General features: G+C 70.5%; 17 protein-coding genes and 1 riboswitch. Of the genes, 16 read left to right on the forward strand and 1 reads right to left on the reverse strand.

Features of this window, described 5'->3' with window-relative positions; genetic code table 11:
* Positions 1-10: 10 nt before the first annotated feature.
* The 6 genes from OG272_RS35125 to OG272_RS35150 all read left to right on the forward strand — a co-directional run bounded on the left by OG272_RS35125 (position 11) and on the right by OG272_RS35150 (position 5,523).
* Positions 11-319, forward strand: a complete 309-nt coding sequence (locus tag OG272_RS35125; RefSeq protein ID WP_005311352.1) for a DUF2469 domain-containing protein — start codon at positions 11-13, stop codon at positions 317-319.
* A 129-nt stretch (positions 320-448) separates the two neighbouring features.
* Positions 449-889 (forward strand): YraN family protein, encoded by a 441-nt coding sequence (locus OG272_RS35130; protein WP_405895479.1) that lies wholly within the window; start codon positions 449-451, stop codon positions 887-889.
* The gene (locus OG272_RS35135) at positions 889-2,511 is read left to right on the forward strand and encodes a YifB family Mg chelatase-like AAA ATPase (RefSeq protein ID WP_327727631.1); all 1,623 of its coding nucleotides are present in this window, start codon (positions 889-891) and stop codon (positions 2,509-2,511) included. Before OG272_RS35130 ends, OG272_RS35135 begins: the two co-directional genes overlap by 1 nt.
* 34 nt (positions 2,512-2,545) lie before the next feature.
* Positions 2,546-3,706: a DNA-processing protein DprA gene (dprA, locus tag OG272_RS35140; RefSeq protein ID WP_327727630.1), complete on the forward strand. Its 1,161-nt coding sequence runs from the start codon at positions 2,546-2,548 to the stop codon at positions 3,704-3,706.
* Positions 3,707-3,978: 272 nt separating this feature from the next.
* Positions 3,979-4,815, forward strand: coding sequence for an RNA polymerase sigma factor WhiG (gene whiG, locus OG272_RS35145; protein WP_326576642.1), 837 nt, complete (start codon positions 3,979-3,981; stop codon positions 4,813-4,815).
* 150 nt (positions 4,816-4,965) lie between these two features.
* On the forward strand, positions 4,966-5,523 hold the full coding sequence (locus OG272_RS35150; protein ID WP_326585603.1) for a helix-turn-helix domain-containing protein: 558 nt from the start codon (positions 4,966-4,968) through the stop codon (positions 5,521-5,523).
* A gap of 347 nt (positions 5,524-5,870) precedes the next feature.
* Here the strand turns inward: OG272_RS35150 and OG272_RS35155 are convergent, their stop codons facing one another.
* A complete protein-coding gene (locus tag OG272_RS35155; protein ID WP_327727629.1) occupies positions 5,871-6,503 on the reverse strand; it encodes a M23 family metallopeptidase in 633 nt (210 codons plus the stop codon).
* 274 nt (positions 6,504-6,777) lie between these two features.
* Between OG272_RS35155 and rpsB the strand changes: the two genes are divergently transcribed.
* The 10 genes from rpsB (at position 6,778) to OG272_RS35205 (ending at position 17,060) form a co-directional block, all read left to right on the forward strand.
* Positions 6,778-7,725 carry a 30S ribosomal protein S2 gene (gene rpsB / locus OG272_RS35160; protein ID WP_405895480.1) on the forward strand — a complete coding sequence of 316 codons (948 nt, stop codon included), beginning with the start codon at positions 6,778-6,780 and terminating at the stop codon, positions 7,723-7,725.
* Positions 7,726-7,885: 160 nt separating this feature from the next.
* Positions 7,886-8,722, forward strand: coding sequence for a translation elongation factor Ts (tsf, locus tag OG272_RS35165; RefSeq protein ID WP_326576636.1), 837 nt, complete (start codon positions 7,886-7,888; stop codon positions 8,720-8,722).
* 196 nt (positions 8,723-8,918) lie between these two features.
* The gene (pyrH, locus tag OG272_RS35170; RefSeq protein WP_327727627.1) at positions 8,919-9,680 is read left to right on the forward strand and encodes a UMP kinase; all 762 of its coding nucleotides are present in this window, start codon (positions 8,919-8,921) and stop codon (positions 9,678-9,680) included.
* 155 nt (positions 9,681-9,835) lie between these two features.
* Positions 9,836-10,393 carry a ribosome recycling factor gene (frr, locus tag OG272_RS35175; protein ID WP_045561444.1) on the forward strand — a complete coding sequence of 186 codons (558 nt, stop codon included), beginning with the start codon at positions 9,836-9,838 and terminating at the stop codon, positions 10,391-10,393.
* Positions 10,393-11,511 (forward strand): phosphatidate cytidylyltransferase, encoded by a 1,119-nt coding sequence (locus tag OG272_RS35180; protein WP_326576625.1) that lies wholly within the window; start codon positions 10,393-10,395, stop codon positions 11,509-11,511. The genes frr and OG272_RS35180 overlap by 1 nt, the downstream gene beginning before the upstream one ends.
* Positions 11,512-11,616: 105 nt before the next feature.
* Entirely contained in the window at positions 11,617-11,793 is a 177-nt protein-coding gene (locus OG272_RS35185; RefSeq protein ID WP_319768401.1) for a hypothetical protein, read from the forward strand.
* 51 nt (positions 11,794-11,844) lie between these two features.
* A complete protein-coding gene (gene rlmN, locus OG272_RS35190) occupies positions 11,845-12,951 on the forward strand; it encodes a 23S rRNA (adenine(2503)-C(2))-methyltransferase RlmN (protein WP_327727625.1) in 1,107 nt (368 codons plus the stop codon).
* Positions 12,952-13,066: 115 nt separating this feature from the next.
* A riboswitch (TPP riboswitch) is annotated at positions 13,067-13,174 on the forward strand.
* Positions 13,175-13,267: 93 nt separating this feature from the next.
* Positions 13,268-14,353: a thiamine ABC transporter substrate-binding protein gene (locus tag OG272_RS35195; RefSeq protein WP_327727624.1), complete on the forward strand. Its 1,086-nt coding sequence runs from the start codon at positions 13,268-13,270 to the stop codon at positions 14,351-14,353.
* Entirely contained in the window at positions 14,329-16,026 is a 1,698-nt protein-coding gene (locus tag OG272_RS35200) for an ABC transporter permease (protein ID WP_405896111.1), read from the forward strand. Before OG272_RS35195 ends, OG272_RS35200 begins: the two co-directional genes overlap by 25 nt.
* Positions 16,026-17,060 carry an ABC transporter ATP-binding protein gene (locus tag OG272_RS35205; protein ID WP_328224117.1) on the forward strand — a complete coding sequence of 345 codons (1,035 nt, stop codon included), beginning with the start codon at positions 16,026-16,028 and terminating at the stop codon, positions 17,058-17,060. The genes OG272_RS35200 and OG272_RS35205 overlap by 1 nt, the downstream gene beginning before the upstream one ends.
* Positions 17,061-17,068 lie beyond the last annotated feature (8 nt).

The following is a 17,068-nucleotide window of genomic DNA, read 5'->3' on the forward strand; positions in this document are numbered from 1 at the left end:
GGAACATGCCATGAGCGCCGAGGACCTCGAGAAGTACGAGACCGAGATGGAGCTGAAGCTCTACCGGGAGTACCGCGATGTCGTCGGTCTGTTCAAATACGTGATCGAGACCGAGCGGCGTTTCTACCTGACCAATGACTACGAGATGCAGGTGCACTCGGTCCAGGGCGAGGTGTTCTTCGAGGTGTCGATGGCGGACGCCTGGGTGTGGGACATGTACCGGCCGGCTCGGTTCGTGAAGCAGGTGAGGGTGCTCACGTTCAAGGACGTGAACATCGAGGAGCTGAACAAGAGCGATCTGGAGCTGCCGGGCAGCTGAGGCCGGCGGAGGGGCTGCGGCACCGTCATCCGTGTGGGTGACGAAGTTATCCACAATCGCCTGTTTGTCCACCAAGATCCAATAGCGGGCTGAGTCGCACTCAGTGTTGGCGCCGGAGGTGGTGCCGACATGAGCAAGGCACGAGGCGACAACACACGAGGCAACGGCGCGCCGGGCAACGGCGCGCCGGGCAACGGCGCGCCGGGCAACGGCGCGCGAGGTGCGCTCGGCAAGTACGGCGAGGAGCTGGCCGCACGGCGGCTGGCCGAGGCCGGGATGACGGTCCTGGAGCGCAACTGGCGCTGCGGCAGGACCGGCGAGATCGACATCGTGGCCCGCGACGGGGACGCGCTGGTCGTCTGCGAGGTGAAGACCCGCAGGGCCGGCCCCTTCGAACACCCCATGGCGGCCGTCACGACCACCAAGGCCGAACGACTGCGCGGCCTCGCCGAACGCTGGCTCCAGGAACACGGAGGAAGTCCGCCGGGCGGCGTCCGTATCGACGTCGTCGGCGTCGTCCTCCCCGCCCGCGGCGCCCCCGTCGTGGAACACGTGCGGGGGGTGGCCTGATGGGATTCGCCCGCACGTGTTCCGTGGCCCTTGTCGGCGTCGAGGGCGTCGTCGTCGAGGTCCAGGCCGACCTGGAACCGGGCGTGGCGGCCTTCACGCTGGTGGGGCTGCCGGACAAGAGCCTGACGGAGAGCAAGGACCGGGTGAGGGCGGCCCTGGTCAACTCGGGCGCCGAGTGGCCGCAGAAGAAGCTGACGGTGGGGCTCAGTCCCGCGTCGGTGCCGAAGGCCGGCAGCGGGTTCGACCTGGCGGTCGCCAGCGCCGTCCTGGGCGCATCCGAGCGGATCGATCCGCGGGTGCTCTCCGACGTCGTGATGATCGGGGAGCTGGGACTCGATGGTCGGGTCCGGCCGGTACGGGGCATCCTGCCCGCCGTGCTGGCCGCCGCCGAGGCCGGATACGAGCAGGTGGTGGTGCCGGAGTGCGCTGCCGCGGAGGCCTCGCTGGTGCCCGGGGTCTCGGTGCTGGGCGTGCGCACCCTGCGGCAGTTGATCGCCGTGCTGGCGGACGAACCGGTGCCGGACGAGGAACCCGACGAGGGCCGCCCGGACCCTCTCATGGCGGGACTCCGTCTGCCGGGCACGGGGGCGGCCACCGGCATGCGCACCGCGGCAGGCGCGCACCAGGACCAGGGCCACGACCTCGCCGATGTCGTCGGTCAGCTCGCGGCCCGAACCGCCGTGGAAGTCGCGGCGGCCGGCGGACATCACCTCTTCCTGGAAGGGCCGCCGGGCGCGGGCAAGACGATGCTCGCCGAGCGGATGCCGGCCATCCTGCCGAGGCTGGCCAGAGAGGAGTCGCTGGAGGTCACGGCGGTCCACTCGATCGCCGGTCTGCTGCCCGCGGGAAAACCACTGGTCGACGTGGCGCCCTACTGCGCCCCTCACCATTCGGCCACGATGCAGTCCCTCGTCGGCGGCGGCCAGGGCATCGCACGACCCGGTGCGGTCTCCCTCGCCCACCGGGGGGTGCTCTTCCTGGACGAGACCCCGGAGTTCAGCAGCCATGCGCTGGACGCCCTGCGGCAGCCGCTGGAGGCGGGGCACGTCGTGATCGCGCGCAGCGCGGGAGTGGTGCGGTTCCCCGCGAAGTTCTTGATGGTGCTCGCCGCGAACCCCTGTCCCTGCGGTCGCTTCTCGCGGACGGACGACTTGTGCGAGTGCCCGCCCGCCTTGATCCGCCGCTATCAGGCGCGGCTCTCCGGGCCGCTGCTGGACCGGGTCGACCTGCGGGTCGAGGTCGACCGGGTCACTCGGTCCGAGCTCACCCGGCGTGGAGCCCAGGGCGAGTCCACGGCGACGGTGGCCGACCGTGTGCGCTCGGCCAGGGAGCGCGCGGCAGCCCGTCTGCTGGATACGCCCTGGCGGACGAACAGCGAGGTACCGGGGCGTGAACTGCGCAGCCGGTGGCACGCGACCCCGGGCGCGATGGACGAGGCCGAGCGCTGCCTGGAGCGGGGCGTGCTGACCGCGCGCGGCCTGGACCGGGTGCTCCGGGTCGGCTGGACCATCGCCGACCTCGTCGGCCACGACCGCCCGGACGCGACGGACGTCAACCTGGCTCTGCAGCTGCGCACCGGAGTGCCACGCGGGGTGCCGATGGCGATCGGAGCGCTGACGTGAGGCCTGAGGCCCGTGGGTCATCGGCGGGCGCGCCATGACCGGCGGCGGTGCGCCGGATGTCGAGCGGCTCGACCGGGCTTTCCTGGCCCGTGTCATCGAGCCCGGAGACGAGCTGGGTGGTCGGTGGCTACGGGAGTTCGGAGCCCGGGAAGTGGTGCGGAGGCTCTCCGGGGGCGGTCGCCCGCTGCCCGAGGCCTCGGAGAAGCGGTGGGCGGGACTGTGTGCCCGCGCCGGGCGCGCCGACCCCGAGGGTGACCTGGCGCGGGCGAGGGAGGCCGGGGTCCGGTTCCTCGTCCCCGGGGACGGTGAGTGGCCCGGGCAGCTCGATGATCTCGGGGACGGGCGGCCCATGGGGCTGTGGGTGCGGGGGAAGGCGAATGTGCGGATGTGGGCATTGCGGTCCGTGGCTGTGGTGGGGGCGCGGGCCTGCACGGAGTACGGGGCGCACATGGCGGCGGTGCTGGGGGCGGGGCTTGCCGAGCAGGGGTGGGTGGTCGTGTCCGGTGGCGCGTACGGGGTGGACGGGGCCGCGCATCGGGGGGTGCTCGGGGCCGGTGGGGCGACCGTCGCCGTGCTGGCCTGCGGGGTGGACCGGCCGTATCCCAGGGGGCATGTGCAGTTGATCAGCAGAATCGCCGAACAGGGGTTGGTGGTGGGGGAGTTGCCGCCGGGGGAGCATCCGACGCCGAGCCGGTTCATCCTGCGGAACCGGGTCATCGCCGCGCTCACCAGGGGGACCGTGGTCGTGGAGGCGGCCTACCGCAGCGGCGCGCTGGTCACGGCGCGGGCGGCGCAGCGATTGGGTCGGTTCACGATGGGCGTGCCGGGGCCCGCGACCTCGGCCCTCTCCGCCGGCGTGCACGAACTGCTGCGGGGGGAGGCCGTGCTCGTGTCCGACGCTGCCGAAGTCGTCGAGCTGGTGGGTGACATGGGAGAGCTGGCGCCCGACCGGCGGGGCCCCGTGCTCCCCCGTGACCTGCTGGAACCCGGCGCACGGCAGGTTCTCGCCGCACTGCCGGGGCGGGGGAGCGCGGCCCCCGACGAGGTCGCCCGCGGCGCGGGCACGACCGTGGACGACGCGGTCGGGAGACTGTACGAACTCCGCGCACTTGGTTACGTCGAACGACACGGCGACGGCTGGAAGTTGACACGCCAGGCGATGATCTCCGTCTCGCCGGATCGGAGGCGAAGTTGACCCAGCGTGTTCGGCCGTCCGGGGGAACGCCGACAGCCGTGCGGTTTCCGGCAGTTGGCCTTCCGGATCCGTCACGCAGCGCGATCGCCGTGACCCCGCGGGGCACCCAGCGGAACGTATCTGCGCACCGGCGATCCCTCGGCCTTCGCGCACTGCGACTCCCCAGTCACGCTACGCTCACGTGGGTTCCCCCTCAGGGCAGGCAACTCGACATCAGACCGACAGCTCACCCAGGCACCCCCAGTTCACGGCAGAACGGCACAAGGCGACGAATGCCCCAGCACACCTCCGGGTCTGACCGGACGGCGGTACCCTCCGCCGCTCGCGGCACCGTGCGCCCGCCCGCCCCCTCGACACTCGAGGAGCTGTGGCGGACGTACAAGACGACGGGCGACGAACGGCTGCGCGAGCAGTTGATCCTGCACTACTCACCGCTGGTGAAGTACGTCGCGGGCCGGGTCAGTGTCGGCCTGCCGGCCAACGTCGAGCAGGCCGACTTCGTCTCCTCCGGGGTCTTCGGGCTGATCGACGCGATCGAGAAGTTCGACATCGACCGGGAGATCAAGTTCGAGACGTACGCGATCACCCGGATCCGTGGCGCCATGATCGACGAACTGCGCGCGCTGGACTGGATCCCCCGGTCGGTGCGGCAGAAGGCGCGCAACGTGGAGCGGGCCTACGCCACCCTGGAGTCCCGGCTCAGACGCACCCCGAGCGAGGGCGAGGTGGCCGCCGAGATGGGTATCGCGGTCGATGAACTTCACTCGGTCTTCAGTCAGTTGTCGCTGGCCAACGTCGTGGCGCTGGAGGAGCTGCTGCATGTCGGGGGCGAGGGCGGCGACCGGCTGAGCCTGATGGACACGCTGGAGGACACCGCCGCGGACAACCCGGTCGAGGTCGCCGAGGACCGGGAGCTGCGCCGCTTCCTGGCGCGGGCCATCAACACGCTGCCCGAGCGGGAGAAGACCGTCGTCACGCTGTACTACTACGAGGGGCTCACCCTCGCGGAGATCGGGAACGTGCTGGGGGTCACCGAGAGCCGGGTGAGCCAGATCCACACGAAGTCGGTGCTGCAGCTACGGGCGAAGCTGGCGAGTTTTGGTCGTTGACCCGGCCCTACCTGGCCGGATGAGCCGCGAGGCCAGGGCTGTGGAGGGTGTCGGCAGGGCTTCGGCCCAGGGCCTGTCGGGGGAAGACACTCCCGTTGGTGGCGGTCCGTCCGTAAAGTGGTTGACGTGCCAAGGATTCGAGCGGCCTCCGTGGCCGAGCACCGGTCGATGCAGCGAGCCGCCCTGCTGGACGCGGCTCGGTCCCTGCTGTCCGAGGGAGGGACGGAGGCGTTGACGTTCCCCGCGCTCGCCGAGCGTACGGGGCTGGCGCGGTCGTCCGTGTACGAGTACTTCCGGTCGCGGGCGGCGGTGGTCGAGGAGCTGTGCGAGGTCGACTTTCCCGTGTGGGCGGCGGAGGTCGAGGCGGCGATGGCCGCGGCCGAGCGGCCCGAGGGCAAGGTCGAGGCGTACGTCCGCAAACAGTTGGAGCTGGTCGGGGACCGGCGGCATCGGGCCGTGGTGGCGATCTCGGCGAGCGAACTGGACGCCGGGGCGCGGGAGAAGATCCGGGCCGCGCACGGTGGGCTCGTCGCGATGATCGTGGAGGCGCTCGCGGGGCTGGGGCAGACGGAGCCCCGGCTGGCCGCGATGCTGTTGCAGGGAGTCGTGGACGCGGCGGTGCGGCGTATCGAGCTGGGGGCCGCCGAGGAGCCCTCCGCGATCACCGAGGCGGCCGTGGGGATGGCTCTGCGGGGCGTACGGGGCTGAGCGGTCGTTGCGCGGTGCTGGGTGCTGGGTGCTGGGTGCTGGGTGCTGTGGCCGGGTGCCGCGGCTGGGCCCTCATCGCCAGGTGCCCCGCGTCGTCATGCGTCAGGGTCGAGCTCGGGGCGGGGTAGCGCTCACCGGTGCCGGCCCCGTACCTCCCCCACTCTCGGCTTCGCCTCGAGCGGGGCCCTCGTCGCCCACCCGTGCCGCCCCGCAGCCACGCCTGCCCGAAGCCGGGACGGCAACGTGATTGCCGTGGTCAGGGACGGCAGGCACGCTTGCTCGTGGCAGGGGACTGCAACACCATCGCCCGCAGCTGCCCACGGCCGTGAAAGAGGCCGGCCGTCCGGCTACTCGGGTACCGGCAGTAGGCGTGAGGGGCCCCTGCGCAGCAGCCACGGCGGGAGGAGCGAGAGCGGGTCCAGGTAGGTCTCCCCTCTGCGCAGGCCCCAGTGCAGGCAGGCTGTCGGGCAGTGGGACGGGGAGGCTTCCAGGGTGCCCAGGATCGTGCCCGCGGTTACCTCGTCGCCCTTCCTCACGGATGCCCGGACCGGCTCGTAGGTCGTGCGCAGGGGTGGGTCGCCCGTGGCGGAGAGGCCGACCGCGATGACTCCACGGCCCGCCACCCGGCCCGCGAAGGAGACGCGGCCCGATGCCACCGCGCGTACCGGGGAGCCGGGCGGGGCGGACAGGTCGACGCCTCGATGCCCCCGGGCATAGGGGGTGGGCGGGGGCTCCCAGGCGCGGACCACCAGCGGGCGGAGCCCGACGGGCCAGGCACGGCCCAGGGCGGGGACGGGGTCCTCGGGGGCCGGTGGCCCGGGGGCCGCGCGAGGTGCCGTCGTCCAGGCCGTGGCCAGGAGGGTCGACATCAGGCACAGCAGCAGGGCCGACCATGCACCCGCACCCGCACCCGCACCCGCACCCGCACCCGCACGCGCACGTCGGCGGGTCGTTCGCTCGTGAGCCGTTTCGTGAGACATGGGGGAAGCGTCCCGTGAACCGGGTGATCATGGTCGGGATCTGTGGAGTACTCGCCGGTTGTGGATATCGGCGTCACCCGGGGCCTCGCGGGTCCCGTACACTTCTGGTGGCGATCCGGGTCACCGGGTCGACTTCGCACGCCCCGGTACGAGGCCCGTCTGTGGTCCGTATCAGCGCCTCTCGGTCCTTTGTGGCAACGGCGCTTCGCGGGTGTCAGGCGCGGGAGCCGTCCGGCTCCCACGGCACAACCGAGAAAATTCAAGGAGAACGGCCATGGCCGTCGTCACGATGCGGGAGCTGCTGGAAAGCGGCGTCCACTTCGGTCACCAGACCCGTCGTTGGAACCCGAAGATGAAGCGCTTCATCTTCACGGAGCGCAACGGCATCTACATCATCGACCTGCTCCAGTCGCTGTCGTACATCGACCGCGCCTACGAGTTCGTCAAGGAGACCGTCGCCCACGGCGGCACGGTCATGTTCGTCGGCACGAAGAAGCAGGCGCAGGAGGCCATCGCCGAGCAGGCCACCCGCGTCGGCATGCCCTACGTCAACCAGCGCTGGCTGGGCGGCATGCTCACCAACTTCTCGACCGTCTACAAGCGTCTGCAGCGCCTCAAGGAGCTCGAGCAGATCGACTTCGAGGACGTCGCCGCGTCGGGTCTCACCAAGAAGGAGCTTCTCGTGCTCTCGCGCGAGAAGGCCAAGCTGGAGAAGACCCTCGGTGGTATCCGCGAGATGCAGAAGGTGCCCAGCGCCGTCTGGATCGTGGACACCAAGAAGGAGCACATCGCGGTCGGCGAGGCCCGGAAGCTCAACATCCCGGTCGTCGCCATCCTCGACACCAACTGCGACCCCGACGAGGTCGACTACAAGATCCCCGGCAACGACGACGCGATCCGCTCCGTCACGCTGCTCACCCGCGTGATCGCGGACGCGGTCGCCGAGGGCCTCATCTCCCGCTCCCGGGTCGCCACCGAGGGCAAGGGCGACAAGGCCGCGGGCGAGCCGCTGGCCGCCTGGGAGCGCGACCTGCTCGAGGGCGAGAAGAAGGCCGACGAGGCCCCTGCCGCCGCTGCTGAGGCTCCGGCTGCCGCCGAGGCCCCCGCCGAGGCCCCCGCCGAGGCTCCGGCCGAGGCCGCTGCTGAGGCTCCGGCCGAGGCCGCTGCCGAGGCTGAGGCCCCCGCCGCCGAGGCTCCGGCCGCGGACGCCGAGCAGGCCTGACCTTCACGGTCGTAGGGCTGTCGACATGACGGCGGGTGGCGCCGAGCGCGCCACCCGCCGTTCACCCACAGCCCGTAGATCTTTCGGCGGGCGCCCGCCCTACGAGCGGCGGCGGACGCCGACTTCGAGACTTCGAACTCCGAGAAGAGATTCACAGATCATGGCGAACTACACCGCCGCCGACGTCAAGAAGCTCCGTGAGCTCACCGGCGCCGGCATGATGGACTGCAAGAAGGCGCTGGACGAGGCCGAGGGCAGCGTCGACAAGGCCGTCGAGGCCCTGCGCATCAAGGGCCAGAAGGGCGTCGCCAAGCGCGAGGGCCGCTCCGCCGAGAACGGCGCCGTGGTCTCCCTCATCGCCGACGACAACACCTCCGGTGTGCTGGTCGAGCTGAAGTGCGAGACGGACTTCGTCGCCAAGGGCGAGAAGTTCCAGGCCGCCGCCGCCGCGATCGCCGAGCACGTCGCCAAGACCTCCCCGGCCGACCTCGAGGCCCTGCTCGCCTCCGAGATCGAGGCCGGCAAGACCGTCCAGGCGTACGTCGACGAGGCCAACGCCAACCTCGGCGAGAAGATCGTCCTCGACCGTTTCGCGCAGTACGCCGACGGTTTCGTCTTCTCCTACATGCACCGCACCATGCCCGACCTGCCCCCGCAGATCGGTGTCCTGGTCGAGCTGGACAAGGCCGACGCCGCCGTGGCCAAGGGCATCGCCCAGCACATCGCCGCCTTCGCGCCGAAGTACCTCTCCAAGGAGGACGTGCCGGCCGACGTCGTCGAGTCCGAGCGCCGCGTCGCCGAGGAGACCACCCGCGCCGAGGGCAAGCCCGAGGCCGCCCTGCCGAAGATCGTCGAGGGTCGCCTCAACGGCTTCTTCAAGGACGCCACGCTGCTCGGCCAGCCGTACGCGCTGGACAACAAGAAGTCCGTCCAGAAGGTCCTGGACGAGGCCGGTGTCACCCTGAAGCGCTTCACGCGCATCAAGGTCGGCATCTGAGTCCGTTACGCGACGGGCGCCCGGCCCCGATAGGGTCGAGTGCAGTCGTTCGCGTACGCACGCCACGTGCGCGCGTGACGCGCGACGGACGACAGCGGATCTGACGAGGAGGCCATTGCCGCGCATGGGATGCGAACACCACCCCACCGGCAATGGCCTTCTTCGTATGTGCGACACGTAAAGAGGCGAGATCTCCATGACCACCAAGCCCGAGAAGAGCGACGCAAGCAAAGCGGAACGCGGCCGGTTCATGCTGAAGCTGTCCGGAGAGGCGTTCTCCGGGGGCGGTGGCCTCGGCGTCGACCCGGACGTGGTGCACGCCATCGCCCGGGAGATCGCGGCCGTCGTACGCGACGGAGCAGAGATCGCCGTCGTCATCGGCGGCGGCAACTTCTTCCGCGGCGCCGAACTCCAGCAGCGCGGCATGGACCGGGCCCGCTCCGACTACATGGGCATGCTCGGCACGGTCATGAACTGCCTCGCCCTCCAGGACTTCCTGGAGAAGGAGGGCATCGACAGCCGCGTCCAGACCGCCATCACCATGGGCCAGGTCGCCGAGCCGTACATCCCGCTCCGCGCCGTGCGCCACCTGGAGAAGGGCCGTGTGGTCATCTTCGGCGCCGGTATGGGCATGCCGTACTTCTCCACCGACACCACCGCCGCCCAGCGCGCTCTGGAGATCGACGCCGAGGCGCTGCTGATGGGCAAGAACGGCGTGGACGGGGTCTACGACTCCGACCCCAAGACCAACCCGGACGCGGTCAGGTTCGACTCCCTCGGCTACGGCGAGGTCATCACCCGCGAGCTCAAGGTCGCCGACGCCACCGCGATCACGCTCTGCCGTGACAACAAGCTCCCGATCCTCGTGTTCGAGCTTCTCAAGGAGGGCAATATCGCGCGGGCCGTCAAGGGTGAGAAGATCGGCACTCTCGTGGGTGATCAGGGAAGCCGGGCCTGACCGGGTCCTTCCCCTGCCCGGGGGACGGAGCCTGACCAAGGGATGGACAATGTCCTGCCGGTCCGGAACCGTGCAGGAACAAGACGCGACGCAGCCGGCCGCCGACCAGACCAAGTACAGCTGCCGGGCCTACTCAAGACACGCAGGAGCAAGTGGTGATCGAAGAGACCCTCCTCGAGGCCGAGGAGAAGATGGAGAAGGCCGTCGTGGTCGCCAAGGACGACTTCGCCGCGATCCGCACCGGTCGTGCGCACCCGGCGATGTTCAACAAGATCGTGGCCGACTACTACGGTGCGCTGACGCCGATCAACCAGCTGGCCTCGTTCTCGGTGCCGGAGCCGCGCATGGCCGTGGTGACCCCGTTCGACAAGACCGCCCTGCGCAACATCGAGCAGGCGATCCGCGACTCCGACCTGGGCGTCAACCCGAGCAACGACGGCAACATCATCCGAGTGGTGTTCCCCGAGCTGACCGAGGAGCGCCGCCGCGACTACATCAAGGTCGCGAAGAGCAAGGCGGAGGACTCCAAGGTGTCCATCCGCTCGGTCCGCCGTAAGGCCAAAGACGCGATCGACAAGCTCGTCAAGGACGGCGAGGTCGGCGAGGACGAGGGCCGTCGTGCGGAGAAGGAGCTCGACGACACCACCGCGAAGTACGTCGCCCAGGTGGACGAGCTGCTCAAGCACAAGGAAGCGGAGCTCCTCGAGGTCTGATGAACGACTCTTCCTGGGGGGCGCCGTCACAAGCCGGGTACTGGGCGCCGACCGACCGGGGACCTGTCCAGGGGCATGCCCCGGCGGGTCCCCCGTACGATGCGCCTGAGGCCCAGCAGACTCGCCCCATGCCCATCGTGCCCGACGTACCCGCGCATGGCGGGGACCAGGACGACGACCGGGGGGCCGCTCGGCAGGCCGGTCCCCCGTTCCGCGACGAGACGCCGTCGGCGCACCCCTACGGGGAGGCGCCGCAGAAGCCGGAGCCCATGCCCGACGCCCCGCAGCCCGCCCCGCAGAAGAAGAGCGCGGGCCGTGACCTCGGCGCCGCCATAGGGGTCGGCGTCGGGCTCGGCGTGGTCATCGTCGCGTCGCTGTTCATCGTCAAGGCGGCCTTCGTCGGCGTGATAGCGGTGGCCGTGGTGGTCGGGCTGTGGGAGCTCACCTCGCGCCTGCAGGAACGCAAGGGCATCAAGGCGCCCCTCGTTCCGCTCGCGGTCGGCGGGGCCGCCATGGTCGTCGCCGGGTACGTGCGCGGGCCCGAGGGCGCGTGGGTGGCCATGGCGCTCACCGCGCTCGCCGTCCTTGTCTGGCGGATGACGGAACCGCCGGACAACTACCTCAAGGACGTCACCGCGGGGGTCTTCGCGGCCTTCTACGTGCCGTTCCTGGCCACGTTCGTCGCGCTCATGCTGACCGCCGACGACGGGCCGCAGCGGGTTCTGGTGTTCCTGTTGCTGACCGTCGTCAGTGACACGGGCGCGTATGCCGTCGGCTGGCGGTTCGGCACGCACAAGCTCGCGCCGCGCATCAGCCCCGGCAAGACCCGTGAGGGACTGCTCGGCGCGATCGCCTTCGCCATGGTCGCCGGCGCGCTGCTCATGCAGTTCGTCATCGACGGCGGTGCGTGGTGGCAGGGCCTGCTCCTCGGTCTCGCCGTCGCCGCCAGCGCCACGCTCGGCGACCTCGGCGAGTCCATGATCAAGCGGGACCTCGGCATCAAGGACATGGGCACGCTCCTGCCGGGCCACGGCGGCATCATGGACCGCCTGGACTCCCTCCTCCCGACCGCCCCGGTGGTCTGGCTGCTGCTGGTGCTGTTCGTGGGCTCCGGCTGACAGACGCGTTGATGGTGTCGTGGGCCCCCGTCCGGTTCGCCGGGGTGGGGGCCCCTTTCCGTGGTCCTTCGGACGGTCGGGCGGGAGTCGATAGAGTCCGCGTTCATGGGGAGAGCACGGGTGGGCGAGGACGGCAGGTACCACGGTGATCTGCCCTGCCGGTGGTGCGAGACGCTGATCGACCAGGCGGGCCGACGCAGACCGCGCCTGTACTGCCGTATGTCCCATCGCTGGAAGAACTACGGCGCGTGGATCGTGGGCGTGGTCGGCGGAATCCTCTGACCTCTCGACCGGCTCGGGTCACACGATTCGATCTGCGACACTGGGAGGGTTATGCCTGCACCCGGAGAACTCACATTCGTCGCCCCCCGCGGAGCCAAGAAGCCGCCGCGGCATCTTGCTGATCTTTCGCCTGTGGAGCGTAAGGAGGCTGTTGCCGCGATCGGGGAGAAGCCGTTTCGCGCCAAGCAGCTCTCGCAGCACTACTTCGCGCGGTACGCGCACGACCCGGAGCAGTGGACCGACATCCCCGCGGGCGCGCGTACGAAGCTTCAGGAGGCGTTGCTTCCGGAGCTGATGACGGTCGTGCGGCATCTGTCGACCGACCAGGAGACCACGCGCAAGACGCTGTGGCGGCTGTTCGACGGGACGCTCGTCGAGTCGGTGCTGATGCGGTACCCGGACCGGGTCACCATGTGCATCAGTTCGCAGGCCGGGTGCGGGATGAACTGTCCCTTCTGCGCGACCGGGCAGGCCGGGCTCGACCGGAATCTGTCGACCGCCGAGATCGTCCATCAGATCGTCGACGGGATGCGGGCGCTCAGGGACGGCGAGATCCCCGGTGGGCCCGCGCGGCTGTCCAACATCGTCTTCATGGGGATGGGGGAGCCGCTCGCCAACTACAACCGGGTCGTGGGGGCCATCCGCCGCCTCACCGATCCGGAGCCGGACGGGCTCGGGCTCTCGCAGCGCGGGATCACCGTGTCGACGGTCGGGCTCGTGCCCGCCATCCATCGGTTCTCCGACGAAGGGTTCAAGTGCCGGCTCGCCATCTCGCTGCACGCGCCCGACGACGAGCTGCGCGACACGCTCGTACCGGTGAACACGCGGTGGAAGGTGCGCGAGGTCCTGGACGCAGGCTGGGAGTACGCGGCCAGGTCCGGGCGGCGGCTGTCGATCGAGTACGCGCTCATCCGGGACATCAACGACCAGGCGTGGCGCGGTGACCGGCTGGGCCGGCTGCTCAAGGGCAAGCCGGTGCACGTGAACCTGATTCCGCTGAACCCGACACCGGGGTCCAAGTGGACGGCCTCCCGGCCCGAGGACGAGAAGGCGTTCGTCGAGGCCATCGCGGCCCACGGCGTGCCGGTGACCGTCCGGGACACCCGGGGGCAGGAGATCGACGGGGCGTGCGGTCAGCTGGCGGCCACCGAAAGGTAGGCGGCCACCGAAAGGTAGAGCGACCGGTGGCGTGACCTGGCGCGACGGACGGTCGTGGCCACCGGCGGGAGTCGGAATCCGGCCACGGGGTACGCTGACCTCCGTACACATCTTCATATTCCGACAGGGGAGCGCCACAGCGCTGAGAGTGCGGCAAGCGGGCCGCAGACCCTCTGAACCTCGCCCAGGTCATTCTGGGTAGGAAGTTCGGTCTTCACTCAAGCTGTTGCGCCCTGCCCGGGAGCCGGAGGAACCTCCGACGGTCCCCGGGCAGGGCCGCGTCTCTTCCTGGTCACGCCCAGGAGGAATCGATTCAGTGCACATCACCAAGAAGGCAACGGTTCTGGTCGTAGGGCTGGGCCTCGTCACGCTGTCCGCGTGCGGGTCGTCCGGATCGGGCGGCAGCGGCAGCGGGGCCGACTCCAAGACCGTCACCCTCGTCAGCCACGGCTCCTTCGCCTACTCGAAGGACGTGCTGAAGGCGTTCGAGAAGGAGTCCGGGTACAAGGTCAAGGTCCTCAAGAGCGGGGACGCGGGGCAGGCCGTCAACCAGGCGATCCTGACCAAGGACAACCCGCAGGGCGACGTCTTCTTCGGCGTCGACAACACGCTGCTGTCCCGCGCGCTCGACAACGGACTCTTCCAGCCGTACGAGGCGAAGGGGCTCGACAAGGTCGGCGCCGAGTACCAGCTCGACCAGGACGAGCATCGGGTCACGCCCATCGACTCCGGTGACATCTGCGTCAACTACGACAAGGCGTACTTCGAGAAGAACAAGATCGCGCCGCCTCGGTCGTTCGACGATCTGATCAAGCCCGAGTACAAGGACCTCCTCGTCACCGAGAACGCCTCCACCTCCTCGCCGGGGCTCGGGTTCGTCCTCGGTACGGCCGCCGAGTACGGCGACGACGGCTGGGAGGGCTACTGGGAGAAGCTCAAGGCCAATGGCGTGAAGGTCGTCGACGGCTGGGAGCAGGCGTACTACCAGGAGTTCTCCGGGTCGACGGACGGCAAGAAGGCCGGCGGCGACCGGCCGCTCGTCGTGTCGTACGCCTCCTCGCCGCCCGCCGAGGTCGTCTACGCGGACCCGAAGCCGAAGACCGCGCCCACCGGGGTCGCGACCGGCACCTGCTTCCGGCAGATCGAGTTCGCGGGGCTGCTGAGCAACGCGAATAACGCCGAGGGCGGCAAGGCGCTGATCGACTTCCTGATCTCGAAGGAGTTCCAGGAGGACATGCCGCTCAACATGTTCGTGTACCCGGTGGTCGAGGGGGCGTCCGTGCCCGCCGAGTTCACCGAGTACGGGCCCGCGGCGAAGGACCCCGAGACCATGGCGCCGGAGAAGATCGCCGAGAACCGTGACCAGTGGGTCAAGTCGTGGACCTCGCTCGTACTGAAGTAACCGAAGCGACCAAGGAGGCCGTGGCCGCACCGCGTGGACCCCGTCGGTCGGGGAGCGCGGCGCGGCTCGGGCTCATGGTGCTGCCCGTCGCCTTCTTCGGGGTCTTCTTCGCCTATCCCGTCGCCGCGATCGTCGTCCGGGGGCTGAAGGCCGACGGGACCTGGGACCTCGGGCGGATCGGGGAGGTGCTCGCGGACTCCGGGATCCGGCACGTGCTGTGGTTCACCACCTGGCAGGCGCTGGTCTCGACCGCGCTCACGCTGCTGATCGCGCTCCCCGGCGCGTATGTGTTCGCGCGCTTCGATTTCAGGGGCAAGGACATTCTGCGGGCGGTCGTGACCGTGCCCTTCGTGCTGCCGACCGTGGTCGTCGGCACGGCGTTCCTGGCGCTGGTCGGGCGCGGCGGACTCTTCGACGAGCTGTGGGGCGTAAGGCTGGACACCACGGTGTGGGCGATTCTGCTCGCGCATGTGTTCTTCAACTACGCGGTCGTGGTACGGACCGTCGGCGGGCTGTGGGCGCAGCTCGACCCGGGGCAGGAGGAGGCGGCGCGGATGCTCGGGGCGTCGCCGCTCGCGGCTTGGCGGAGGGTCACGCTTCCGGCGCTCGCACCCGCCGTGGCCGCCGCGGCGCTGATGGTCTTCCTCTTCACCTTCACCTCCTTCGGTGTGGTGCAGATCCTCGGTGGGCCGACCTTCTCGACGCTCGAAGTGGAGATCTACCGGCAGACCTCGGAGATCTTCGACCTCGCGACGGCCGCCGTGCTGACACTCGTGCAGTTCGTCGCGGTCGGGTGCATCCTCGCCGTGCACGCGTGGACCGTACGGCGACGGGAGACCGCCCTGCGGCTGGTGGACGCGTCACTCACCTCCCGACGTCCTCGTGGGGCGGGGCAGTGGGCGCTCCTGGGCGGGGTCCTCGCCACCGTCGTCGTGCTGATCCTGCTGCCGCTGGGCGTGCTGGTGGAGCGGTCGCTCGACGCGCCCGGCTTCGGCTACTACAAGGCGCTGACCAGTGACGACAGCGGGATCTTCCTGGTGGCGCCGATCGAGGCGGTCGGCAACTCGCTCACGTACGCGCTCGCCGCGACCGCCATCGCCCTGGTCATCGGAGGGCTCGCCGCCGCCGCGCTCACCCGGCGGGCCGGCCGTCTCGTCCGTGGCTTCGACGCGCTGCTGATGCTGCCGCTCGGGGTGTCCGCGGTGACCGTCGGCTTCGGCTTCCTGATCGCGCTGGACGAGCCGCCGCTCGACCTGCGGTCGTCGTGGATCCTGGTGCCGCTCGCCCAGGCCCTGGTCGGCGTCCCCTTCGTCGTACGGATCATGCTGCCCGTGCTGCGCGCGGTGGACGAACGGCTGCGGGAGGCGGCGGCCGTGCTCGGGGCGTCGCCGTGGCGGGTGTGGCGTGAGGTCGATCTGCCGATGGTGCGGCGGGCGCTGCTGGTCGCGGCCGGGTTCGCCTTCGCCGTGTCGCTCGGGGAGTTCGGGGCGACCGTGTTCATCGCGCGCGCCGACAACCCGACACTGCCCGTCGCGGTGGCACGGCTGCTCGGGCGCCCCGGGGACCTCAACTACGGCCAGGCGATGGCCCTTTCGACGATTCTGATGGTGGTGTGCGCGGGCGCCCTGCTGGTGTTGGAGCGCCTCCGCCCCGATCGCACGGGGGAGTTCTGATGTTGCTCAGGCTTGAGGACGCGACCGTACGGTTCGACGGGCGGCCCGTGCTCGACGCGGTCGGTCTGGAGGTCGCCGAACACGAGGTCGTGTGTGTGCTGGGGCCCAGTGGCAGCGGCAAGTCGACGCTGCTGCGGGTGGTCGCGGGTCTCCAACCGCTCGACGCCGGGCGGGTGTTGCTCGGCGGACGGGACCAGCGGGGCGTGCCCGCCCACAAGCGCGGTGTCGGCCTGATGTTCCAGGACCACCAGCTGTTCCCGCAGCGGGACGTGGCCGGCAATGTCGCCTTCGGGCCCCGCATGCACGGCGCGGCGAAGGACGAACGTGCCGTACGGGTACGGGAGTTGCTGGAGCTGGTCGGGTTGCCCGGGGCCGCGCGCCGACGGGTCGGGGAGTTGTCCGGCGGTGAGCAGCAGCGGGTGGCGCTGGCCCGCGCCCTCGCTCCGCGCCCCCGGCTGCTCATGCTGGACGAGCCCCTCGGCCAGCTGGACCGCTCGTTGCGGGAGCGGCTGGTCGTCGAACTCCGGGAGCTGTTCGGGGAGTTGGGGACGACCGTGCTGGCGGTCACGCACGATCAGGGGGAGGCCTTCGCGCTGGCCGACCGGGTCGTGGTGATGCGGGACGGGCGGATCGCCCAGTCCGGTACGCCTCTTGAGGTGTGGCAGCGGCCGGTGGACGAGTTCGTGGCCCGTTTCCTCGGTTTCGACAACGTGGTCGACGCGACCGTGACGGGGGCGATCGCGGCCACGGCGTGGGGCAAGGTGCCGGTGCCCGAGGGCGCGCCGCAGGGGGCGTGCGCGCTGCTCGTGCGGCCCGCCGGCGTACGACTGGTCGACGTGGCCGACGGGCTTCGCTGCACCGTGGCCGCGCGTACCTTCCGGGGCACCCATGTCGCCGTGCACCTCCAGCCCGGGGGCGCGCCGCGTCTGGAGGCGGCGTGCGCGCTGCGGGACGCGCCGGAGCCCGGGGCCGAGGTCGGCGTGAGCTTCGACGCGACCGAAATCGTCGTGCTGGGAGCCGGTCCCGCCGCATAAGGTGCGGC

The sequence above is a fragment of the Streptomyces sp. NBC_00104 genome, assembly GCF_045160825.1.
In the GTDB taxonomy this organism is placed as follows: domain Bacteria; phylum Actinomycetota; class Actinomycetes; order Streptomycetales; family Streptomycetaceae; genus Streptomyces.

What these genes read in the sequence shown, in the direction of transcription:
- whiG (WP_326576642.1), top strand. Translation starts at nt 3,979, where the DNA reads ATGCCCCAGCACACCTCCGGGTCTGACCGGACGGCGGTACCCTCCGCC.
- OG272_RS35185 (WP_319768401.1), top strand. Translation starts at nt 11,617, where the DNA reads ATGGGGAGAGCACGGGTGGGCGAGGACGGCAGGTACCACGGTGATCTG.
- tsf (WP_326576636.1), top strand. Translation starts at nt 7,886, where the DNA reads ATGGCGAACTACACCGCCGCCGACGTCAAGAAGCTCCGTGAGCTCACC.
- OG272_RS35205 (WP_328224117.1), top strand. Translation starts at nt 16,026, where the DNA reads ATGTTGCTCAGGCTTGAGGACGCGACCGTACGGTTCGACGGGCGGCCC.
- OG272_RS35135 (WP_327727631.1), top strand. Translation starts at nt 889, where the DNA reads ATGGGATTCGCCCGCACGTGTTCCGTGGCCCTTGTCGGCGTCGAGGGC.
- OG272_RS35155 (WP_327727629.1), bottom strand. Translation starts at nt 6,503, where the DNA reads ATGTCTCACGAAACGGCTCACGAGCGAACGACCCGCCGACGTGCGCGT.
- rpsB (WP_405895480.1), top strand. Translation starts at nt 6,778, where the DNA reads ATGGCCGTCGTCACGATGCGGGAGCTGCTGGAAAGCGGCGTCCACTTC.
- OG272_RS35180 (WP_326576625.1), top strand. Translation starts at nt 10,393, where the DNA reads ATGAACGACTCTTCCTGGGGGGCGCCGTCACAAGCCGGGTACTGGGCG.
- OG272_RS35130 (WP_405895479.1), top strand. Translation starts at nt 449, where the DNA reads ATGAGCAAGGCACGAGGCGACAACACACGAGGCAACGGCGCGCCGGGC.
- pyrH (WP_327727627.1), top strand. Translation starts at nt 8,919, where the DNA reads ATGACCACCAAGCCCGAGAAGAGCGACGCAAGCAAAGCGGAACGCGGC.
- dprA (WP_327727630.1), top strand. Translation starts at nt 2,546, where the DNA reads ATGACCGGCGGCGGTGCGCCGGATGTCGAGCGGCTCGACCGGGCTTTC.
- rlmN (WP_327727625.1), top strand. Translation starts at nt 11,845, where the DNA reads ATGCCTGCACCCGGAGAACTCACATTCGTCGCCCCCCGCGGAGCCAAG.
- OG272_RS35125 (WP_005311352.1), top strand. Translation starts at nt 11, where the DNA reads ATGAGCGCCGAGGACCTCGAGAAGTACGAGACCGAGATGGAGCTGAAG.